Below are 16,700 nucleotides of genomic sequence, written 5' to 3' on the forward strand. Positions count from 1 at the left end.
GGCGGCCGCGGGGATCAGCCCTGCGGCGTCACGAGCCCCGTCTCGTACGCGAGGATGACCAGTTGCGCCCGGTCACGGACGTCGAGCTTGCTGAGCAGGCGTCCGACGTACGTCTTCACCGTGCCATGACTGAGACACAGCTCCGTCGCCAGTTCGGTGTTGGATCGGCCCCGCGCGATGAGGGTCAGCACCTCGCGCTCGCGCACCGTGAGACGGTCGAGGAGCGGAGACGCCCCGGCCCGTTCCGGTGGCCGCGCGGTGAACGCGGCGATGAGGCGGCGGGTGACGGTCGGCGCGAGCAGCGCCTCGCCCGCCGCGACGACCCGGATCGCGGCGAGCAGGTCCGCCGCACTGGTGTCCTTGACCAGGAACCCGCTCGCGCCCGCCCGGAGCGCGCCGAACACGTACTCGTCGAGATCGAAGGTGGTGAGGATGAGCACCCGGCTGCCCCGGGTGTCCGGGCTGGCGCAGATCCGCCGGGTGGCCTCGATGCCGTCCACGTCGGGCATCCGGATGTCCATGAGCACCACGTCGGGCCGTTCCCGTCGGCACACCGTCACCGCCTCGGCGCCGCTGGCCGCCTCACCCACCACGCCCAGGCCGGGAGTGCTGTCGATGAGCATCCGGAAGCTGTTCCGCAGCAGGGTGTGGTCGTCCGCGATCACGACCCGGACGGCGGAGCCGGTCACTCCGCCTCCCCGACCGGCGAGTAGGGCAGCAGCGCGCAGACCCGGAATCCGCCCTCGGGACGCGGTTCGGCGATCATGCTGCCACCGTAGATGGCGACCCGCTCCCGCATGCCGGCCAGTCCCCGCCCGGCGCCCGGCATAGCCCCGGTCGGGTCCGGCGGTCCGTCGTCGGTCACCTCGATGCGCAGGGTTCCCGCGCTCCCCTCGACATCGACCCGGCACGTGGTGGGTGCGGCGTGCCGGATGACGTTGGTCAGCGCCTCCTGCACGACGCGGTACGCGGTGAGGCCGAGCGCCTGCGGCAGGTCGTCGACCCCGTCGACCCGCAACCGCACCCGTACGCCGGCGCCTTCGGCGTTGCTGACCAGGTCCGCCAGTTGCGCCGGCCCCGCCGTCGGGGCGAGCTCGACGCCCGGCTCACCGGCGCCCTCCGTCCGGAGGATGCCGACCGCGCGTCGGAGATCGGCCAGTGCCGTCCGGCTGGTCTTCTCGATGACGGCGAGGGCGGCGCGGACCTCATCCGGCCTGCTGTCGGCCAGGTGGTTCGCCACGGTGGCCTTCACCGAGATCAGGCTCATGCTGTGGCCCACGATGTCGTGCAGTTCCCGCGCGATCCGCAGTCGCTCGTCGACGACCGCCGTGTGGGCCTGGGAGCGGGCCAGCCTGGCGGCCAGGTCCCGGCGCCACCCGACGAGACGCCCGACCGACCAGCAGATGGCGAGCAGGGCCCCCGTCACGCCGATCTCCCCCGGCGCCCAGAGGGGGACCTCCGAGCCGGCGGCGGTCGGCAGCGAGGGCAGCCGTGCCGCGTAGAACACCGCGATCGCGGCCGCCGGGACGGCCAGGGCGGCCAGCAGCGCGGGAACGGACCGGCGCGGCGGAAGATCGGCCGCAACCGTGTAGAGGGCCGTCGCCGCCGGCACGAACTCCATCATCAGCATCCCCGCACCGGCCACGCCTCCAGCGGTCGCCGACGCCGCCGCCACGAGCACGGCGGCCAGCACGGCGAGGGGCCACCGCCGCCGGGCGACGACCGGCAGCGCGACGAGCCCGGCGGTGGCCCAGACCGCCCACCAGGGTCCCGGGTACGCCGGGCCGGGCGGGTCGGTGACGGTGTAAGCGACCAGCAGCAGGAGAACCAGCGCCCAGACCAGGTCGGTGATCAGGAGGCGGCGGGAGGCGACCACCCGCCCAAGCTATCCGTCATACCCGGCGACGGCGTCCCCCCGTGGCCATCGGACCGTGATCCCATCCCGACCCATCGGGTGCCGGCCGTGGTCCGATGTGCCGGCCAGCCCGCTGCGGAAGCGTCGGGGCCATGACAAGCTACTCCTTCCCCGGCCGCTGGGTCGGCGGCCTCGCGTTGACCCTCGGCCCCCTGCTGGTCCTCGCCGGCATCCTGCTCCGGATCCGGTTCCACTACTTCTTCCCGCAGCAGCTCGCGGCGTACGCGGCGCACCCCGCGTTGCTGGTGGCCGCGTACAGCCTCTTCACCGCCGGCATGGTCGTCCTGGCCCCGGCCGTGGCCGCGCTGGCCCGGATCATCGGCCGAACCCACCCGGTCTGGGCGGCCTGGGGCGCCGGCCTGGTCATCCTCGGCCTGTTCACCCGGACCTTCCACGGCGGCATCGACCACCTGGCGTTCCAACTCGTCCGGGTCCAGGGCCTCGACGCGGCGACCCGGGCCGTGTCCGACAGCTATGGCGCCTGGCACCTCTTCCGTACGCCGGCGCTGGCCATCATGACCGGCTGGGTGGTGCTGGCCGTGGGGGCGTACCGGTCGCGTGCCCTGAGCCGGCCCCGGGCCGTCGCCCTCGGCCTGATGTCGGCGCTCGCGCTGGGCACGTTGAAGGGCACCGAGGTGCCGCAGTCGCTCATCGCCGTCGGCGGTCTCTGCTACGCGCTCGTGCCGCTCGGCGTGGCGGTGCTGCGCGACGGGCCGAGGCCGACCCGGCGAGCCGTCATCGGGATGGTGTCGCTGACCGTGGCGCTGGTGCTGCTGTTCTTCTTCGGCCCCACCGGCTGACCGTCACCGGCCGGGTGACGCGGCAAGCGCGGCGAGGTGGACGGCCCGGGGTCGTTACCGACCTACTGGCGGCTCTGGCCCGGTCGACGACTCCCGGGCGCGGCGGGCGGCGCGGCGGGCCCGGATCACCCGCACGAGGACCAGCAGCACCACGACGGCCAGCACCACCTCGCCGCCCCAGCCGAGCCGCCGTTCCAGCAGCCGGAACGACGCACCGGCCAGGTAGCCGAGCACGGCCACGGTCGCCGCCCAGAGCGCGCCGCCGGCGATGTTCGCCACGGTGAACGTCCGATGCGGCATGTGGCTCGTCCCGGCCAGCCCGGGCACCAGCGCGCGCAGGGCTGCCGCCCACCGGCCCAGCACCACCGCCAAGGCGCCCCGGCGGCGCAGCAGGTCCAGCGCCCGTTGCAGCTCGCCGGAGCGGACGAACCGCCGGGGCGCCCGGTCCAGCAGCCGCTGGCCGTAGCGGCGGCCGACCAGGTAGCCGACCTGGTCGCCGACGGCCGCCCCGGCGATCGCGGCCACGATCACCGCCCAGAGCGGTAGCCGCCCCTCGTGGGCGAGCACGCCACCGACCAGCACGGCGATCTCACCCGGTACGACCAGCCCGAGAAAGGTGGACGCCTCCAGCGCCGGCAGCAGGAAGACCAACGCCAGGACCAGCGCGGGCGGCAGCGCCACCAGCAGGTTCAGCAGCCGGTCCATCCGCCGATTGTCGCGCGCCGCTCCCGCCGTACGCCGGGTCAACCGGCTTTTCGACGGCGGGTGCCGGCCGTCGGGTGGCCGACCACGCACCCACGGCAGCAGCGAAGATCAGCTATAAGTGGACCATGGAGTTCCCCGCGTACCTGGCCACCATGCCGATGCACGCGATCACCGAGATCCACGGCGAGCCGGGCCTGCTGGCGCGGTTCCGACTGGAGATCCGCGCGTTCGACGACGCCGCGCAGGAGCGGCTGACCGAAGCCCTGGACCTCGCCGCCGACCTGCACCGCGACGACCGGCGGGTCCGCGAGCCGTACCTCAACCACCTGCTGCGGGTGGCGATCCGGATGATGCACCACTACCAGGTACGCGACGTGGACGTGATCGTCGCGGGTCTGCTGCACGACGCGGTGGAGGACCACCCGGCGGAGCTGGCCGGCCTGGACCTGCAACAACTCCAGCTCGGCGCGCCTACCGCCACGCAGCGAGCTGGAGCCGTCGCCGGCGACCCGACGGCGGCGGCGCTGGCCGTGCTCGCCGACCGGTTCGGCCCGCGCGTCGCCCGCCTAGTCGGCGCGGTCACCAACCCCGTCTACGACCCGGGGCGCGACCGGCACGTCCAGTACCGGGAACACGTCGCGGCGAGCCTGGACCGGGAACCCTGGGCCCGGGTGATCAAGGTGTCGGACTTCACCGACAACGGAGTGGGCGTGATCCACACGGTGGGCCCGAAGGTGGCCCGGTCGGCCGCCAAGTACCGGCCCCTGGTGCCGGTGTTCCGGGACCTCATCGCCCGGCCGGACACGCCGCTGTCCGCGCCGGTCAAGCAGCACATCTTCGCCCAGCTCGACCTGGCCGAGGAACGCTTCAGCGCCATCCTCGACCACGCCAATTGACCGTTGTGCAGGGCAGGTGAGCGCCCGCAGTCAACGGGCTACCGCCGAGGGTTCACCGGAGCCGTCCCATGCCGGAGGCAGCGGCCCACCCGGGATAGACGTCGTACTCTTGACATCCTCTCCCGCCTAGAGGCGGGAGAATCCCGCTTCCAGCGTCGTACGTCGCCGACGCTGGGTGGGTGGTCGACAGGGCACCTTTCGGTTCCTGTCCCGGACTGCCCGCCCGGTGAGTGGGGGCACCGCCTCGGCGGTGTCCCTAATGTTGATCGCCGCGTTCACGTCGGCGTTGGCCTGGTGTCCGCAGGACCCGCACCGGAACACCGCTTGGCTGTCGCGGTTGTTCGGGTCGGTGTTCCCGCAACGGCTACACCGCTGGGAGGTGAATGCGGCTGGCACCCTCACGATTCGGGTGCCGGTGGTCCGTGCCTGGTTAGCCAGGGCTGCCTCGAACAGTCCCCAGCCTTTGTCGAGGATCGCCCGGTTCAGCCCGGCCTTCTGCCGCACGTTTGTGCCAGGCTCGGCGACGGTGCCCTTCGCGGTGGCGGTCATGGCCTTGGTGTTGAGGTTTTCGAGCTTGACGGTCGCATGCTGGGCGCAGATCCGGTTGGCGGCCCACATCACGAAGTCGCGGCGGCGGTTGCGGATCTTCGCCTCGGCCCGGCCGATCTCCGCACGGACCTTACGGGCACGGTTCGAGGTCTTCAGGCCGCGCTTACGGCGGGCGGTTTCCTGCCGGCCGGCCTTCGACTTGAGTCGGGCCAGGTCGCGTTCCTGGCCAGAGGTCGTGAAGGCTCTGTTCCACATGCGGCCATCGGACATCGCTAGGGCGACCTTCACTCCACGGTCAACGCCCACGACGGTGCCGGGCCGGGCGTGTGCCTCGGGCGTGGTGATGCCGGCCCGGATGCCGAACCCGACGTGCCAGGCGACGCCATCGAAGGACACCACCGCATTGCGGACCGTGCCGCCCAACGGGCGGGACCAACGGAACTTGACCTCGCCAACCTTCGGGAGGCTGACGGTGCCCCAGCGGCGGTTGAGGCGGCGGACGTGGACCGCCTGGCCGGGGAACGGAATCGACAACCGGGCACACCGACGTTTACGGGTCGGCACCCCGGCCGGGTGCTGCGGATTCCACCAGTTCTGGTACGCCTGATCCAGTTGGCGCAGCACCTGCTGACCGGACTGCGCAGGCAGGTCGGCGACCCAGTCGAGTTCCTTGCGCGCCTCGGTCAGAGACGCGCACTGCGCGGCGACCCCGAGAGTGACCTTGCGCTGCTGCCAGGCGAACTGACGCTGCTCCAAGGCAATGTTGTACAGCCAGCGGCACGTGTGCCCCCACGAGACTAGGCGCTGCGCCTGCTCGTCGGTGGGATACAGCCGGTATCGTCGGCCGGTGTCCGCTTTCACACCCCGAATCCTAACTTGCTTCCATAACTGTCGATGACCCGGTTCGTAAGAGCAGGCACTGCACCTTTTGCTTCACGCCCATTTGGTTTTCGTCACGAGTGCCGGGCGCGCGTCTTCACCGACGAACACCTGCGCTACCTCGAACAGGTGATGCGCGAGGTGTGCGAACGGGCGGTGCTATGGCAGATATGCCATCCGTACCGGCTCAGCGAGCACTGCCTGCGCTGCGGGCACGTCGGCCAGTCGAGCGGCTAGGGTGGCAACCGCGAGACGGTGTGGCAGGGCAGCGTTGAACTTGAGACCGTCCAGGGCCCTCTCGTTGACGTCCGGCAGGCAGATCCGTCCGGCCGCGTCCGCCACCGCCCCGCGCACCATCTCCCGGTCCAGGCCCGGGCGCAGCCGGATCGAGGCGTCGTCGTACCGCTGGGTCGGGTCGGCCAGTTCGCTGAGCGTGGAGATCAACGTGGCGTTCGTGCGGTAGCCGGCCCAGGTCCACCACCGCACCAGCCGCCCCGTCAGGCTCTTGATCTCGATGAGGTAGATCCCGCCCGGTCCCGCGACCAGCAGGTCCACCTCATAGGGGTGGCCGGTCTGCGCGGTGAAGGTGAAGTTCGACCAGGCCCGGTAGGGCTCGGTGTCCGGCAGCAGCGCCTGGACATGCGCCAGCGCCTCCCGCTCGTGCGCGAACTGCGACGGCGTGATCGTCGTCCACCGGCCCTCCTGCATGCGGAAGATCCTAGGCCCAGGTCGCGGAACGGTGGCCGCCCGGCAGGCCGGCATCGGCCGGTCTCACCGGATCACCGGCCCAGTTCCTGGTACGCCCTGGGCAGGTCGTCCACCGCGAGCACCTGGACCGGGGCTGTTCCGCCCTTGCCGGTCACGAGGACCAGCGGATACCCCTGCTCGGGCTGGCGCAGCGCAGCCTCCAGGGCCGCCACGGCGCTTGCCAACGAGGCCGACGCGTCGAGTTGTCGCGGTCGCACCGGGCCGACCTCGGGATGGTCGGCCAGCTGGGACACCGGTACACGCAGGTCGAGCAGGGCTAGGCCGTCCGCTTCGGCTTGCGCCTCCGCCCACCGTCCGACCTGTTCGCGCGTCACCAGGAGCCAGCCGCGCTGCTCGTCGTGGTAGGGCAACTGTGAGAAGTCGTCCCGGTGCATGGTCTGCAACGCCTCGCGCAGCGGCGTGCTGGGAAGGCAGGTAAGTGCCTTGTTGGCCAGCTCGCTGACCTTGCGTGGATGCTGCAGCCCGGCCTGGATCTTTTCCAGCCGCTCGACGACTTCCTTCGGAGGGGACGCGATCGGCCCGGAGTACCCAGGGAACGACACGTGCGCGTACGCGTTGCGGACGCTGCGACAACGGTCGAGAAAGCGCTCCTGGTCGGTGGTCAGGAGCCGCTGCTCGCGGGCCCAGGCGAGGAGGTTGAAAGCGCTCTGCTGCTGCCCCCAGCTGTCGCCGTTCCGCTCCCGCCAGCGCTGCTTCAGATCCGACTCGAGTCCCCTCCAGGCCACGTCGAAACGGTCGGCGAGCGATCCCCTGTCCTGCTTGGCCATCCCCGATCCTTCGTCTGCGCTGGTCGTCCACTGCCGGTTGCCGCGCCAGCAGCCGATGATCATAAAGCCATGATCACGTTGACGAAGGATGCGCCCGCCGCGGAGAGCTCATGGGCGATGAGCGGTCCGCCCGCGCGGCTGCGGGCCGTTGCGTCCCCGCCTTGTTAGCGTGGGCTGACGTTCGCCACCGTCCACACGTCCCGGCTGGTCCGCGCCGACGGCGCGATACCCCTCAACCAGTCACCGCAAGGCGGACAGTGGCACCGGACCGCCCGGCCCGGTGCGGAGGAGGGGTGAGATGACCGACGCGTCGGGCGGAAACGCGCCCTCGTCGGGCCGGCAGCCGCCGTGGGGCGACCGGGGATGGGAACTGGCCCGTGGCCTCGGTCCCGGTCTGCTGGCGGGCACGAAGGCACTGTGGGCGCGGCTGCGGCCGGTGCTCCAGAAATTGTGGGCGGCGGCGGACGGGGACGTGCCGTCTCCCCCGCTCGACGAGACGCTCGAGCACCGGGAGCTGTCCAATCCGATCGTCGTGGCGGCCAAGGGGCACGTCTTCACGTTCACCGTCCGGGCCCTGCTCACCTGGTCGGCGACGGGCGAACGGCCGGAGGCGTTGATCTGGTGCGCGCGCCATTTCACGTCCAGGGCGATTCAGCAGTTGCGGCGTACGGCCGCGGACTGCGCGCGCAATTTCGCCCCGCACCGGGCGGGCGACCTCGAGGTGGCCCTGCAGAAGGCGCTGACCGAGCAGGATCCGAAGTTGTGGCGCTACACGCGCGGCGGCGTGACGGTCCAGTGCCGGCCGGAGGTGTGGTGGGTGCGCCACGACGACCGGGTCCGGGAGGCGCTGCGGCCGCACTGGGACCGCCTGATCGAGTTGGAGTGCGAGTACGAGCTGTACCTGGCTCGGGCCCGGTACGCCGAGGAGCTGAACCGGCGGTGGATGACGATCCTCGACGAAATGGTCGACGATCCCCCGGGCGCCGAGGAGACGGAGGCGATCAACGAGGAGTTGTCCCGGGCGCGGCGGCACATGGCCGCGGAGCAGCGGGCCGCCGCCCAGTGGAGCGCGGAACTCCTGCGGGACCGGCGGAACTTCGACAAGATCTTCGAGCCGTTCACCGCCATCCCCGTCGTCCCGCAGCAGGCAGCCGGCGCCGCCCGGGACTCCTCGGGCGGCGCACCGAAGGCGACCTCCGGCGGCGAGGCCACTGCGAATGCGACATCGACCGAGGCCACCGCCCCGAAACCGGCGTCAACTGAGGCCGCCCCGACGGCGACGTCAACCAAGGATGCCGTCCCGAAGGCGACGCCCGAGGGGACACCGCCGGAACGAGGTCAGGATGATCGGCGCTGACGCCGCACCGCTTTGGTCTGGGCATGCGGGCCTGCCTGCCGGTTGCGCAGGTACGGGCCCAGCCCCTGCCCGTCCTCGCTGGCCAGGAACGCACCGTGGGCGTTGAGCAGCGTTTCGTCGGCGTGGGCCAGGCAGCCCCACACCGTGTCGCCCCACGAGTCGGCCAGCTTCACCTCGGCCGGCTCCGGGCACGCCTCGCCGCGTGGACCGCCGATCTGGCAGCGGGCCGGCGCGCTGCCGTGCCGACTGACCCGCTCGGCGGCCTCGCGGATCAGGGAGAACCGGGCCTCCTTGTCCGCTTCCGGGCTGCGGGCCTGCTCGGGTACGGCCCGCCGCTGTCCGAACACGACGACGTTGCCGTCCGGGTCGGTGGTGCGGCACTCGCCGCCCGGGGCGTGGTCCGGGTACCCGGCCCGCTCGACGGGGTAGCCGGCGGCGGTCAGCCGGTCGATCGTGGCGGCGAGGTCGTCGACGTAGAGGTAGATGAGCAGGGGCAACTCGACGGTGACCAGGCGCGGCGTGACGGCGGCCAGCAGCAGGGTCAACTCCCCGCATTGGAGGTAGGACCAGCGGGACTCGCCGTCGCCCCCGGTGCGCAGCTCGGAGTAGCCGAAGACCTCGTAGAACCGTCGCGCGGCGTCGGCGTCCGCGACGTACAGCACCGGCACCTGGGCCTGCACACCGTTTCGCACCGCGCCACTGTACCGGTAGCGGAACTCCAAATCACGTTCTGCAAATCCGGTATTTGCGCGACCTGTTTCGCCGGCCTGTCAAGGCCGAGGAGCCGCCGATCACTCCACCCCCGTCTCCGGGAAACCGCGGTCGGGCGGACCCGTCAGGCGTCGTGCCACATGGGCACCGGGCGGTGCAGGGTACGGGCCACGATCTCCGGGGCTCGGAGCACCTCGGCGAGCCGGTAGGCCGCCCCGAGCGCCAGCGGCGCGAACATCGGATGCCCGATCAGCCGGTGGCAGCCCTGCAGCCCGATCTCAGCGAACTCACGGCGGGTCAGCACCGGCCGGTTGCCGCGCCCCCGCTCGGCGTGGGCCGCGAGGCGGATCCGTCGCAGCGTCTCGGCCGCCTCGTCGGTGACCCGGCGCAGCACCGCCGCCGACCACGCCCACGTTTCGACGAGCGGGAGCAGGTCCGATCGGGTGGGCAGCACGTCGGCGAGGGCCAGGTCGTACCGGCAGATGGCCACCGCCTCGGTCGGGCGGCCGTCGGTGACGACCAGCCCGGCCAGCAGCCCGGCGGCCAGCGGGGCGGACCACTGGGCGTCGACGTCGGCGGACCGCACGGAGGCGACCAACCGTTCGCACGCCTCCCGGGCTGCCGCGACGTCACCGGCGGCGTACCGGAGCATCGCCTGTAGCTCGACGGTGGCCGGGTCGCGCCGCCCGCTGCGTTCCTCCCGCGCGGCCAGTTCGTCGGCGGCGGCGAGCAGGTCGCGCACCGGGGCGTCCCGGCCGACCAGCTCGGCGATCACCCGCCGCTGCTCCGCCACCGGGGTGCGGGCCGCCCCGGACACCGGCGGCGCCGGGAGCTGGGCGAGCAGGTCGGCCAGGTCGCTCCAGTGCCCGGCCGCCGCCCCGACCAGGACCGCCCGCCGCAGGGCCACCCCGGTCCGATCGTCGTCGAGCCCGACGTTGGCTGCCCGGGTGCCGGCGACGGCGGCCAGCGTTTGGAACGCCTCCGGCCAGTAGCCGGCGCCGGCGAGTTCGACGGCGAACTCCTCGCGCAGTTGGCTGCCCCGCCGGCCGGCCACCGACCCAGCGGCCAGCCGGGCCTGCAGCCGGCCATGCCGGAACCGGTAGGCTCCCGCGCCGCGCCGGAGCAGACCGACCGCCTCGACGTGGTCGAGGAAGGCCAGCAGGGGGTACGGGAGCTGATTGCGCACGGCGAGCACGAACCGGGCCACCCCGAAGCGGAACCAGGCGCTGCCGCCCCGCCGGTACAGCCACCAGCCCAGACCGAGGCCGAGGCCGGCGTACCCCTGTGCCGCGAGCGGCGGGAAGGCGGACACCACGCCGGCCAGCCAGAGGGCGGCTAGGCCGACGAACCACACCACCACGGCGCGGACGGCGGTCAGCGGCAGGGCGGCTAGCGTCGCGGCGCGATCCGCCCGCAGCGTCCCCGCCGGACTGAGCGCGCTCAGCTCCGCCGCTGGCGCGGACAGGTCGACCCGCAGCGCGGCGCGGACGACGTTGAACACGCACCAGCCGACGCCCACGGCGAGGGCGCACTGGGTCGGTGCCGACCAGTGCTCCAGGACGGGCACGGTGCCGAGCACCGTGACGAGTCGTGGTGGCGGCCCGATCCCCGCGAACAGCGGCCAGGCCAGGGCGCCCCAGAAGGCGCCGCCGAGCAGTCCCGTGGCCAGTCCCTCGAGGAGTGGCCGGAACCCGCCGGTGAAGACCGGCCGCACCGGCGGCGCGCCGTGGTGCGGGTCGCCGCGCAGCGCCGATCGGAGGGCCGCCGCCAGGGCCACCAGGACCACCAGTTCGGACGGCCGGGCGGCGACGCCGTGCAGCAGGTCCCGGACCTGGGTTGGACCGGTCACGGCAGCGAGGGTGCCGAGCGCGTCCCCGAGCGGTGACAGCGCGATCGCCGCCGCGAGACCGGCCCGAAGCCCGTCGAAGCCGACCCAGAACGGGCGCGGGAGCGCGACGGCGAGCTGCCACCAGCGGAACTCGCGACTGTCCAGTGACTCCAGGTGGCTGGCCAGGTAGGTCAGGTAGTGGCGGGACCGGGCCGGCTCCCAGCGGCGCAGGCCCTGCCCGCCCCGCCGCGACCGCAGTGCCGCGTCGACCGAGCGGCACAGCACCTCGTCCTCCACCGATCGCCGGCCGCGCTCGGTGGCCAGCGGGAGCAGGTCGCGGGGATCGGTGCCGGGCTGGTCGAACGCGGTCCGGGCCAGGGCCACCAGCAACGGGGTGGACAGCGCCGCGGCCAGTTCGGCGTCGGCGTCGAGCCGGTCGGCCACCGTGGACCAGTTCGTCACCTGGTGCAGCGGTGCGGCGTCGCGTAGGTACCGGCCGACCTGCGCGGCGGTCAGCGGCGCGAGGGTCACCACCGCGGTCGCCCGCAGCCGCTCCCCCTGGATGAGGTACTTCTGGTAGTCGGCGGAGCGGCAGGTCAGCACGAACCGCTGGGTCGGCAGCTCGTTGAGCTCGTCCAGGCACGCGCTCAGCCGGTCGTCGGGCAGCTCGTCCAGGCCGTCCAGCACCGGCACCACCAGGTCGGCCACCAGCAGGTCCCGCACCACCGCCGAGCGGCGCGGATGGCCGGCGGCCAGGTACGGGTACCGCCGGGTGATCCGGTCGACCAGCCAGTCGTGGAACCCTTCCGCGCCCGGGTCCCAGGAATCCACGGGCAGGAGCACCGGGATCGGGGCCTCCGGGTCGCGCCGGGCGGCGAACTCCCGGACCAGTCGCAGCGCGATGATCGACTTACCGGATCCGGGTGGTCCCAGCACCAGCAGGCGCCCGGAGGGCACGGACCGGTAGCACTCCCACAGCGCCCCGTCCCGCCCGGCGAGGTCGATGGGGCCGGCCTCGGCGGACCGGCCGATCGACCGCCAGGACGGCAGCAGCCGGTCCGGGGCGGTGTGCCAGGCCACCGGCAGCGGATACGGCTCGTCGATCGCGCGCAGCAGGCCCTGGTCGGTGGGCTCCCGCCGGATCAGCTCGGCGAGTTCGTCGGCGGCGGCCCGCCGGTGCGCCCAGGCCGTCGGCGGGGCCACCTCCCGGTCGGCGAAGAGCTGGTCCACCACCACGTAGACCGCGATGACCCCGGCCACCACGCCCCAGAGCCAGTTGACCTTCTCGAAGTCGTAGCGGAGCCAGACCCAGGCGGTGCCGCCGGCGCCCAACAGGGTCATGACGGTGACGAGACTCCACTTCCACACGCCGCGCCGCACCGGACGATTCTGCAGGCTGGGGATTCCCGACGCAGCCCCGCCCGCCCGCCGGTCCGGGCGGCCGGGGCCGTGACCAGCGGACGGCGAAAACCGGGGTGGCCCTGCTCACCCGCCCAGCCGGTCCCGGGCGCGCCGCAGGTGGGCCCGCTCGGCGTGGTTGTCGGTCCGGGCGATCGCCGCGTCGTACGCCGCGACCGCCTCACCCGCGCGGCCGAGCCGGCGCAGCAGGTCGGCGCGGACCGCGTGGAAGACGTGGTAGCCGGCCAGGTCCAGGCCGTCCACCTGGGCCAGCGCGACGGCCGGGCCGGCCACCTCGGCCAGCGCGACCGCCCGATTCAGCGCCACCACCGGCCCGGGAGCGTGCCGCATGAGCTGGTCGTACAGGGCGAGGATCTGGGCCCAGTCGGTGTCGGCCGCCGTCGGCGCGTCGCTGTGCACGGCGTTGATCGCCGCCTGGATCTGGTACGGGCCGGGCCGGTCCCGCCGCAGGCAGCGCCGCACGAGGGCCTGCCCCTCGACGATCAGGGTCCGGTCCCAGCGGCCGCGGTCCTGCTCGCCCAGCGGCACCAGGTCGCCGTCCGGCCCGGTACGCGCGACCCGCCGCGCCTCGGTGAGCAGCATCAATGCGAGCAGCCCGAGCACCTCCGGCTCGTCGGGCATCAGCTGGGCGAGCATCCGGCCCAGCCGGATCGCCTCGGCGCACAACTCGTCCCGGACCAGCCGCTCCCCCGAGCTGGCCGTGTACCCCTCGTTGAAGATCAGGTAGACGACGTCCAGCACGGCCCGCAGCCGGTCCGGCAGGTCGGCGTCACGTGGCACCCGGTACGGGATCCGGGCGTCCCGGACCTTGGCCTTGGCCCGGACCAGGCGTTGTGCCATGGTCGGCTCGGGCACCAGGAAGGCCCGGGCGATCTCGGCGGTGCTCAGCCCGCCGAGCAGCCGCAGGGTCAGCGCGACGCGGGCGGCGGTGCCCAGCGCCGGGTGGCAGCAGGTGAAGATCAGGCGGAGTCGGTCGTCGCCCACGGGTCCCTCCTCGGCCAGCGCGTCGGGGGCGTACAGGAGGGCGGCCTGCGCGTGCCGGTCGGCGCGGGACGCCTCGCGGCGCAGCCGGTCGATGGCCCGGTTCCGCGCGGTGGTGATGATCCAGCCGGCCGGGCTGGGCGGCGGCCCTTGCCTGGCCCAGCGGTCGACCGCCGTGGTGAACGCCTCCTGGACCGCCTCCTCGGCGAGGTCGATGTCGCCGAGGAGCCGGACCAGGACGGCGACCGCGCGGCCGTACTCCGCGCGGAAGACCCGCTCGATGTCGGTCGGGTCGGGCACGCGTCAGGCCTCGCCCTGGAACGGGCGCACCTCGATCGGCAGGGTGGTCGCCAGCGCGTACCGGCGGCCCCATTCCAGGGCGGCGTCCAGGTCGGGGGCGGTGATGATGGTGAACCCGCCCAGGTACTCCTTGCCCTCCACGTAGGGCCCGTCGGTGATCAGCACCTCGTCCCCCTTCGGGCGCAGCACCGTGGCGGTCTCCGGGGCGTGCAGGCCGTTGCCGAAGACCCAGGACCCGGCCTCGACCAGTTCGTCGTGGATGACGTCGAGCTTGCGCATCACGTCGGCCAGGAACTCCGGCTCCGGCAGGCCCTCGCCGGCCGGCTGGTACATGCTGATCAGGTACTGCTTCACGTGCTTCTCCTCGCCCGTCCCGGGCCGGCCCGGCGCCGGTCCCTCCACCCTCCACACGGACGGGCGACGCCGGAATCGACACGCTGGCCGCAGCCTATTTCGTCGTATCGGCCGGGTCGTCTGCTTGATCACATCCGGGGTCACGCTTGTCGGGTGCGGGTGGTGGCGGCCGTAGACTGCGCATCTTGCGGTCGGTTGAGCAGGGAGAACATGTGCGTATCGCGGTCGCTCAGCCTGGTGTGGTCGCCTACGACGTCGCTGCCAACGCGGCGGAGCACGCGAGGGTCATTCGTGCGGCGGGCGCGAGACTGGTCGTGTTCCCGGAGCTGTCACTGACCGGATACCACCTGGACGCCCCGGCGGTGGCCGGTGACGACCCGCGGTTGATGCCGATCATCGAGGCGTGCGCCGGCACGGGTTCGGTCGCGCTGGTCGGCGCGCCGGTCATGGCCGCTGATGGGCGTGAGTTCATCGCGACGCTGCTGATCGACGGCACGGGTGCACGGGTGGCCTATCGCAAGATTCACCTGCACCCGCCGGAGGACGAACGTTTCTCCCCCGGACCCAAGCACGTCGTCCTGGAGCTCGACGGATGCCGACTCGGGCTGGCGATATGCCGGGATGCTTCGCTTGCCGAACACGCCGCCGCCACGGTCACCGCGGGCGCGGAGATGTACGTCGCGAGCACACTGAACTCCCCGACCGACCCACGCGACGAGCGGATGCACGCGCGGGCGACCACGCACCGGATCCCTGTGGTGCTGTCCTGCGGAGCGGGGCCGGACGGACCGCTGCTCGGCGCGGGGGGGTCGGGATTCTGGCGACCGGACGGCACGGTCATCGCGCAGGCCGGAGACGGTCCGGGCGAGGTCGTCGTCGCCGACGTGTCATGTTGAAGGTGCTGGTGAGCGGCTGCCTGGGCGGCGCCGCGATCCGGTTCAACGAGACGGGCGTGCCGGTCAGCTCCCCGATCTGGCAGCAGTGGACAGCCGAGGGACGGCTCGTGTCGCTGTGTCCCGAGCTGGCCGTCGGGTTTCCGGTGCCTCGACCGCCGGCGGAAATCGTCGGCGGCAGCGCTGCGGACGTACTCGACGGCAGGGCTCGGGTGCGGGAGGTGTCGGGTCGTGACGTCACGGAGCTGTTCCGTACGGCGGCGGGCCGGGCGATCGACCGGGCGGTGCATGCTGCTGTCGGGCTCGCCGTCCTGGTGGACGGCAGCCCCACGTGCGGTAGCACCTACGTCCACGACGGAACGTTCACCGGCGTGACCGTAGCCGGCCGCGGCGTCGCCGCGGAGGCGTTACGCCGCCACGGCATTCCCGTGTTCCATCATCGCGAGTTGGAGAAGGCAGCGGCCCTGCTCGCGCAACTGGAACGTCGCAGCTGACCCGACCTGACCGGCCGGCGAGTTCGAGCTGATCACGGACCGCGAGCGGCTGGCCGGCGGTGTCGAGCAGGTGGGTACGCCCGCGTGGATCTTCGGGCGGCCGTCCGGGCCAGTGATGCGGGACATGTCCGCCAACCACCGCCATGACGATTCGAAGATGATCTTCCATGTATCTATTGAAATTTGTCTCCAACCTGTGACGTAATACTGACAGTTCCTTTCACCGACTCCCGCCGCCACGAGCGGCAGACCCCCCGGGAGGAAAGATGAACCGTCCCCTGCGAACGGCGCTGCGTACGGCCGCCACGGCCGCGCTCGCCACCGTCACCCTCGCCGCCTCGGCCCTCCTCGGCGCGACGCCCGCCAGCGCCGCACCGGCCGGCCTGCCCGGCATGGACGTCTCCAGCTGGCAGGGCAACGTGAACTGGTCCGCCGCCTGGAACAACGGCGCTCGGTTCGCGTACGTGAAGGCGACCGAGGGCACCGGTTACACCAACCCGTACTTCGCCCAGCAGTACAACGGCTCCTACAACGTCGGCATGATCCGGGGCTCGTACCACTTCGCCCGGCCGGACGTTTCCAGCGGCGCCACCCAGGCCAACTACTTCGTGGACCACGGCGGCGGCTGGTCCAAGGACGGCAAGACCCTGCCGGGCGCGCTGGACATCGAGTACAACCCGTACGGCTCGACCTGCTACGGGCTGAGCCAGGCCTCGATGCGCAGCTGGATCGCCTCGTTCGTCAACCAGTACTACGCCCGCACGGGCCGGTGGGCCACCATCTACACCACCACCGACTGGTGGACCACCTGCACCGGCAACACCTCCCAGTTCGCCGCCAACAACCCGCTCTGGATCGCGCGCTACTCCAGCAGCGTCGGCACCCTGCCGGCCGGCTGGGGGACGTACTCGTTCTGGCAGTGGGCCTCCTCCGGCGTCTTCCCCGGTGACCAGAACGTCTGGAACGGCACCCTGGACCGGCTCAAGGTGCTGGCCTGCAACGGACCCTGCTGACCGGCGTCCGGTGGCGGGCCGTCCCCTTCCGGCTACTCGGCTCGGCGTCTGACGCCACGCCGCGACCCGGA

At 72.6% G+C, this 16,700-nt stretch carries 16 protein-coding genes; 6 read left to right on the forward strand and 10 right to left on the reverse strand.

Features of this window, described 5'->3' with window-relative positions; translation table 11 throughout:
- Positions 1 to 14: 14 nt before the first annotated feature.
- A complete protein-coding gene (locus tag ACY34I_RS20135; protein ID WP_462756520.1) occupies positions 15 to 689 on the reverse strand; it encodes a response regulator in 675 nt (224 codons plus the stop codon).
- The gene (locus ACY34I_RS20140) at positions 686 to 1,876 is read right to left on the reverse strand and encodes a sensor histidine kinase (RefSeq protein ID WP_462756521.1); all 1,191 of its coding nucleotides are present in this window, start codon (positions 1,874 to 1,876) and stop codon (positions 686 to 688) included. The genes ACY34I_RS20135 and ACY34I_RS20140 overlap by 4 nt, the downstream gene beginning before the upstream one ends.
- A 131-nt stretch (positions 1,877 to 2,007) precedes the next feature.
- On the opposite strand from ACY34I_RS20140, the gene ACY34I_RS20145 reads away from it, so the two are divergent.
- Positions 2,008 to 2,715, forward strand: coding sequence for a hypothetical protein (locus tag ACY34I_RS20145; protein ID WP_462756522.1), 708 nt, complete (start codon positions 2,008 to 2,010; stop codon positions 2,713 to 2,715).
- 54 nt (positions 2,716 to 2,769) lie between these two features.
- Here the strand turns inward: ACY34I_RS20145 and ACY34I_RS20150 are convergent, their stop codons facing one another.
- Positions 2,770 to 3,420, reverse strand: a complete 651-nt coding sequence (locus ACY34I_RS20150; protein ID WP_462756523.1) for a DedA family protein — start codon at positions 3,418 to 3,420, stop codon at positions 2,770 to 2,772.
- 125 nt (positions 3,421 to 3,545) lie between these two features.
- Between ACY34I_RS20150 and ACY34I_RS20155 the strand changes: the two genes are divergently transcribed.
- Entirely contained in the window at positions 3,546 to 4,316 is a 771-nt protein-coding gene (locus ACY34I_RS20155; protein WP_462756524.1) for an HD domain-containing protein, read from the forward strand.
- Between the two features lie 126 nt (positions 4,317 to 4,442).
- On the opposite strand, the gene ACY34I_RS20160 is transcribed toward ACY34I_RS20155, so the two are convergent.
- From ACY34I_RS20160 to ACY34I_RS20170, 3 genes are all read right to left on the reverse strand, one after another.
- Positions 4,443 to 5,726 (reverse strand): RNA-guided endonuclease InsQ/TnpB family protein, encoded by a 1,284-nt coding sequence (locus tag ACY34I_RS20160; RefSeq protein ID WP_462756525.1) that lies wholly within the window; start codon positions 5,724 to 5,726, stop codon positions 4,443 to 4,445.
- Between the two features lie 177 nt (positions 5,727 to 5,903).
- Positions 5,904 to 6,452, reverse strand: a complete 549-nt coding sequence (locus tag ACY34I_RS20165) for an NERD domain-containing protein (RefSeq protein WP_462756526.1) — start codon at positions 6,450 to 6,452, stop codon at positions 5,904 to 5,906.
- A 71-nt stretch (positions 6,453 to 6,523) separates the two neighbouring features.
- On the reverse strand, positions 6,524 to 7,279 hold the full coding sequence (locus tag ACY34I_RS20170) for a hypothetical protein (protein WP_462756527.1): 756 nt from the start codon (positions 7,277 to 7,279) through the stop codon (positions 6,524 to 6,526).
- A gap of 298 nt (positions 7,280 to 7,577) precedes the next feature.
- Here ACY34I_RS20170 and ACY34I_RS20175 point away from each other — a divergent pair, with 298 nt between their 5' ends.
- Complete coding sequence (locus ACY34I_RS20175) at positions 7,578 to 8,636, forward strand: hypothetical protein (protein WP_462756528.1); 1,059 nt, start codon at positions 7,578 to 7,580, stop codon at positions 8,634 to 8,636.
- Here ACY34I_RS20175 and ACY34I_RS20180 read toward each other — a convergent pair.
- The 4 genes from ACY34I_RS20180 to ACY34I_RS20195 all read right to left on the reverse strand — a co-directional run bounded on the left by ACY34I_RS20180 (position 8,618) and on the right by ACY34I_RS20195 (position 14,229).
- Positions 8,618 to 9,328, reverse strand: a complete 711-nt coding sequence (locus ACY34I_RS20180) for a VOC family protein (protein WP_462756529.1) — start codon at positions 9,326 to 9,328, stop codon at positions 8,618 to 8,620. The two genes, ACY34I_RS20175 and ACY34I_RS20180, sit on opposite strands and share 19 nt — an antisense overlap.
- A 143-nt stretch (positions 9,329 to 9,471) precedes the next feature.
- Positions 9,472 to 12,555, reverse strand: coding sequence for an NACHT domain-containing protein (locus tag ACY34I_RS20185; RefSeq protein WP_462756530.1), 3,084 nt, complete (start codon positions 12,553 to 12,555; stop codon positions 9,472 to 9,474).
- 105 nt (positions 12,556 to 12,660) lie between these two features.
- Positions 12,661 to 13,875, reverse strand: coding sequence for an RNA polymerase sigma factor (locus ACY34I_RS20190; RefSeq protein ID WP_462756531.1), 1,215 nt, complete (start codon positions 13,873 to 13,875; stop codon positions 12,661 to 12,663).
- Positions 13,876 to 13,878: 3 nt separating this feature from the next.
- Complete coding sequence (locus ACY34I_RS20195; protein ID WP_462756532.1) at positions 13,879 to 14,229, reverse strand: YciI family protein; 351 nt, start codon at positions 14,227 to 14,229, stop codon at positions 13,879 to 13,881.
- Positions 14,230 to 14,441: 212 nt separating this feature from the next.
- Between ACY34I_RS20195 and ACY34I_RS20200 the strand changes: the two genes are divergently transcribed.
- From ACY34I_RS20200 to ACY34I_RS20210, 3 genes are all read left to right on the forward strand, one after another.
- The gene (locus ACY34I_RS20200) at positions 14,442 to 15,125 is read left to right on the forward strand and encodes a carbon-nitrogen hydrolase family protein (RefSeq protein WP_462756533.1); all 684 of its coding nucleotides are present in this window, start codon (positions 14,442 to 14,444) and stop codon (positions 15,123 to 15,125) included.
- On the forward strand, positions 15,119 to 15,616 hold the full coding sequence (locus ACY34I_RS20205) for a 2-thiouracil desulfurase family protein (RefSeq protein WP_462756534.1): 498 nt from the start codon (positions 15,119 to 15,121) through the stop codon (positions 15,614 to 15,616). The genes ACY34I_RS20200 and ACY34I_RS20205 overlap by 7 nt, the downstream gene beginning before the upstream one ends.
- Positions 15,617 to 15,882: 266 nt before the next feature.
- Positions 15,883 to 16,629: a lysozyme gene (locus tag ACY34I_RS20210; protein WP_462756535.1), complete on the forward strand. Its 747-nt coding sequence runs from the start codon at positions 15,883 to 15,885 to the stop codon at positions 16,627 to 16,629.
- Positions 16,630 to 16,700: the final 71 nt, after the last annotated feature.

Source organism: Micromonospora sp. RTBAU3-60 (assembly GCF_054963695.1).

Bases quoted from the DNA above. Each gene is read 5' to 3' on its own strand.
- ACY34I_RS20155 (WP_462756524.1), top strand. From the start codon at position 3,546: ATGGAGTTCCCCGCGTACCTGGCCACCATGCCGATGCACGCGATCACC.
- ACY34I_RS20210 (WP_462756535.1), top strand. From the start codon at position 15,883: ATGAACCGTCCCCTGCGAACGGCGCTGCGTACGGCCGCCACGGCCGCG.
- ACY34I_RS20170 (WP_462756527.1), bottom strand. From the start codon at position 7,279: ATGGCCAAGCAGGACAGGGGATCGCTCGCCGACCGTTTCGACGTGGCC.
- ACY34I_RS20205 (WP_462756534.1), top strand. From the start codon at position 15,119: ATGTTGAAGGTGCTGGTGAGCGGCTGCCTGGGCGGCGCCGCGATCCGG.
- ACY34I_RS20175 (WP_462756528.1), top strand. From the start codon at position 7,578: ATGACCGACGCGTCGGGCGGAAACGCGCCCTCGTCGGGCCGGCAGCCG.
- ACY34I_RS20145 (WP_462756522.1), top strand. From the start codon at position 2,008: ATGACAAGCTACTCCTTCCCCGGCCGCTGGGTCGGCGGCCTCGCGTTG.
- ACY34I_RS20150 (WP_462756523.1), bottom strand. From the start codon at position 3,420: ATGGACCGGCTGCTGAACCTGCTGGTGGCGCTGCCGCCCGCGCTGGTC.
- ACY34I_RS20165 (WP_462756526.1), bottom strand. From the start codon at position 6,452: ATGCAGGAGGGCCGGTGGACGACGATCACGCCGTCGCAGTTCGCGCAC.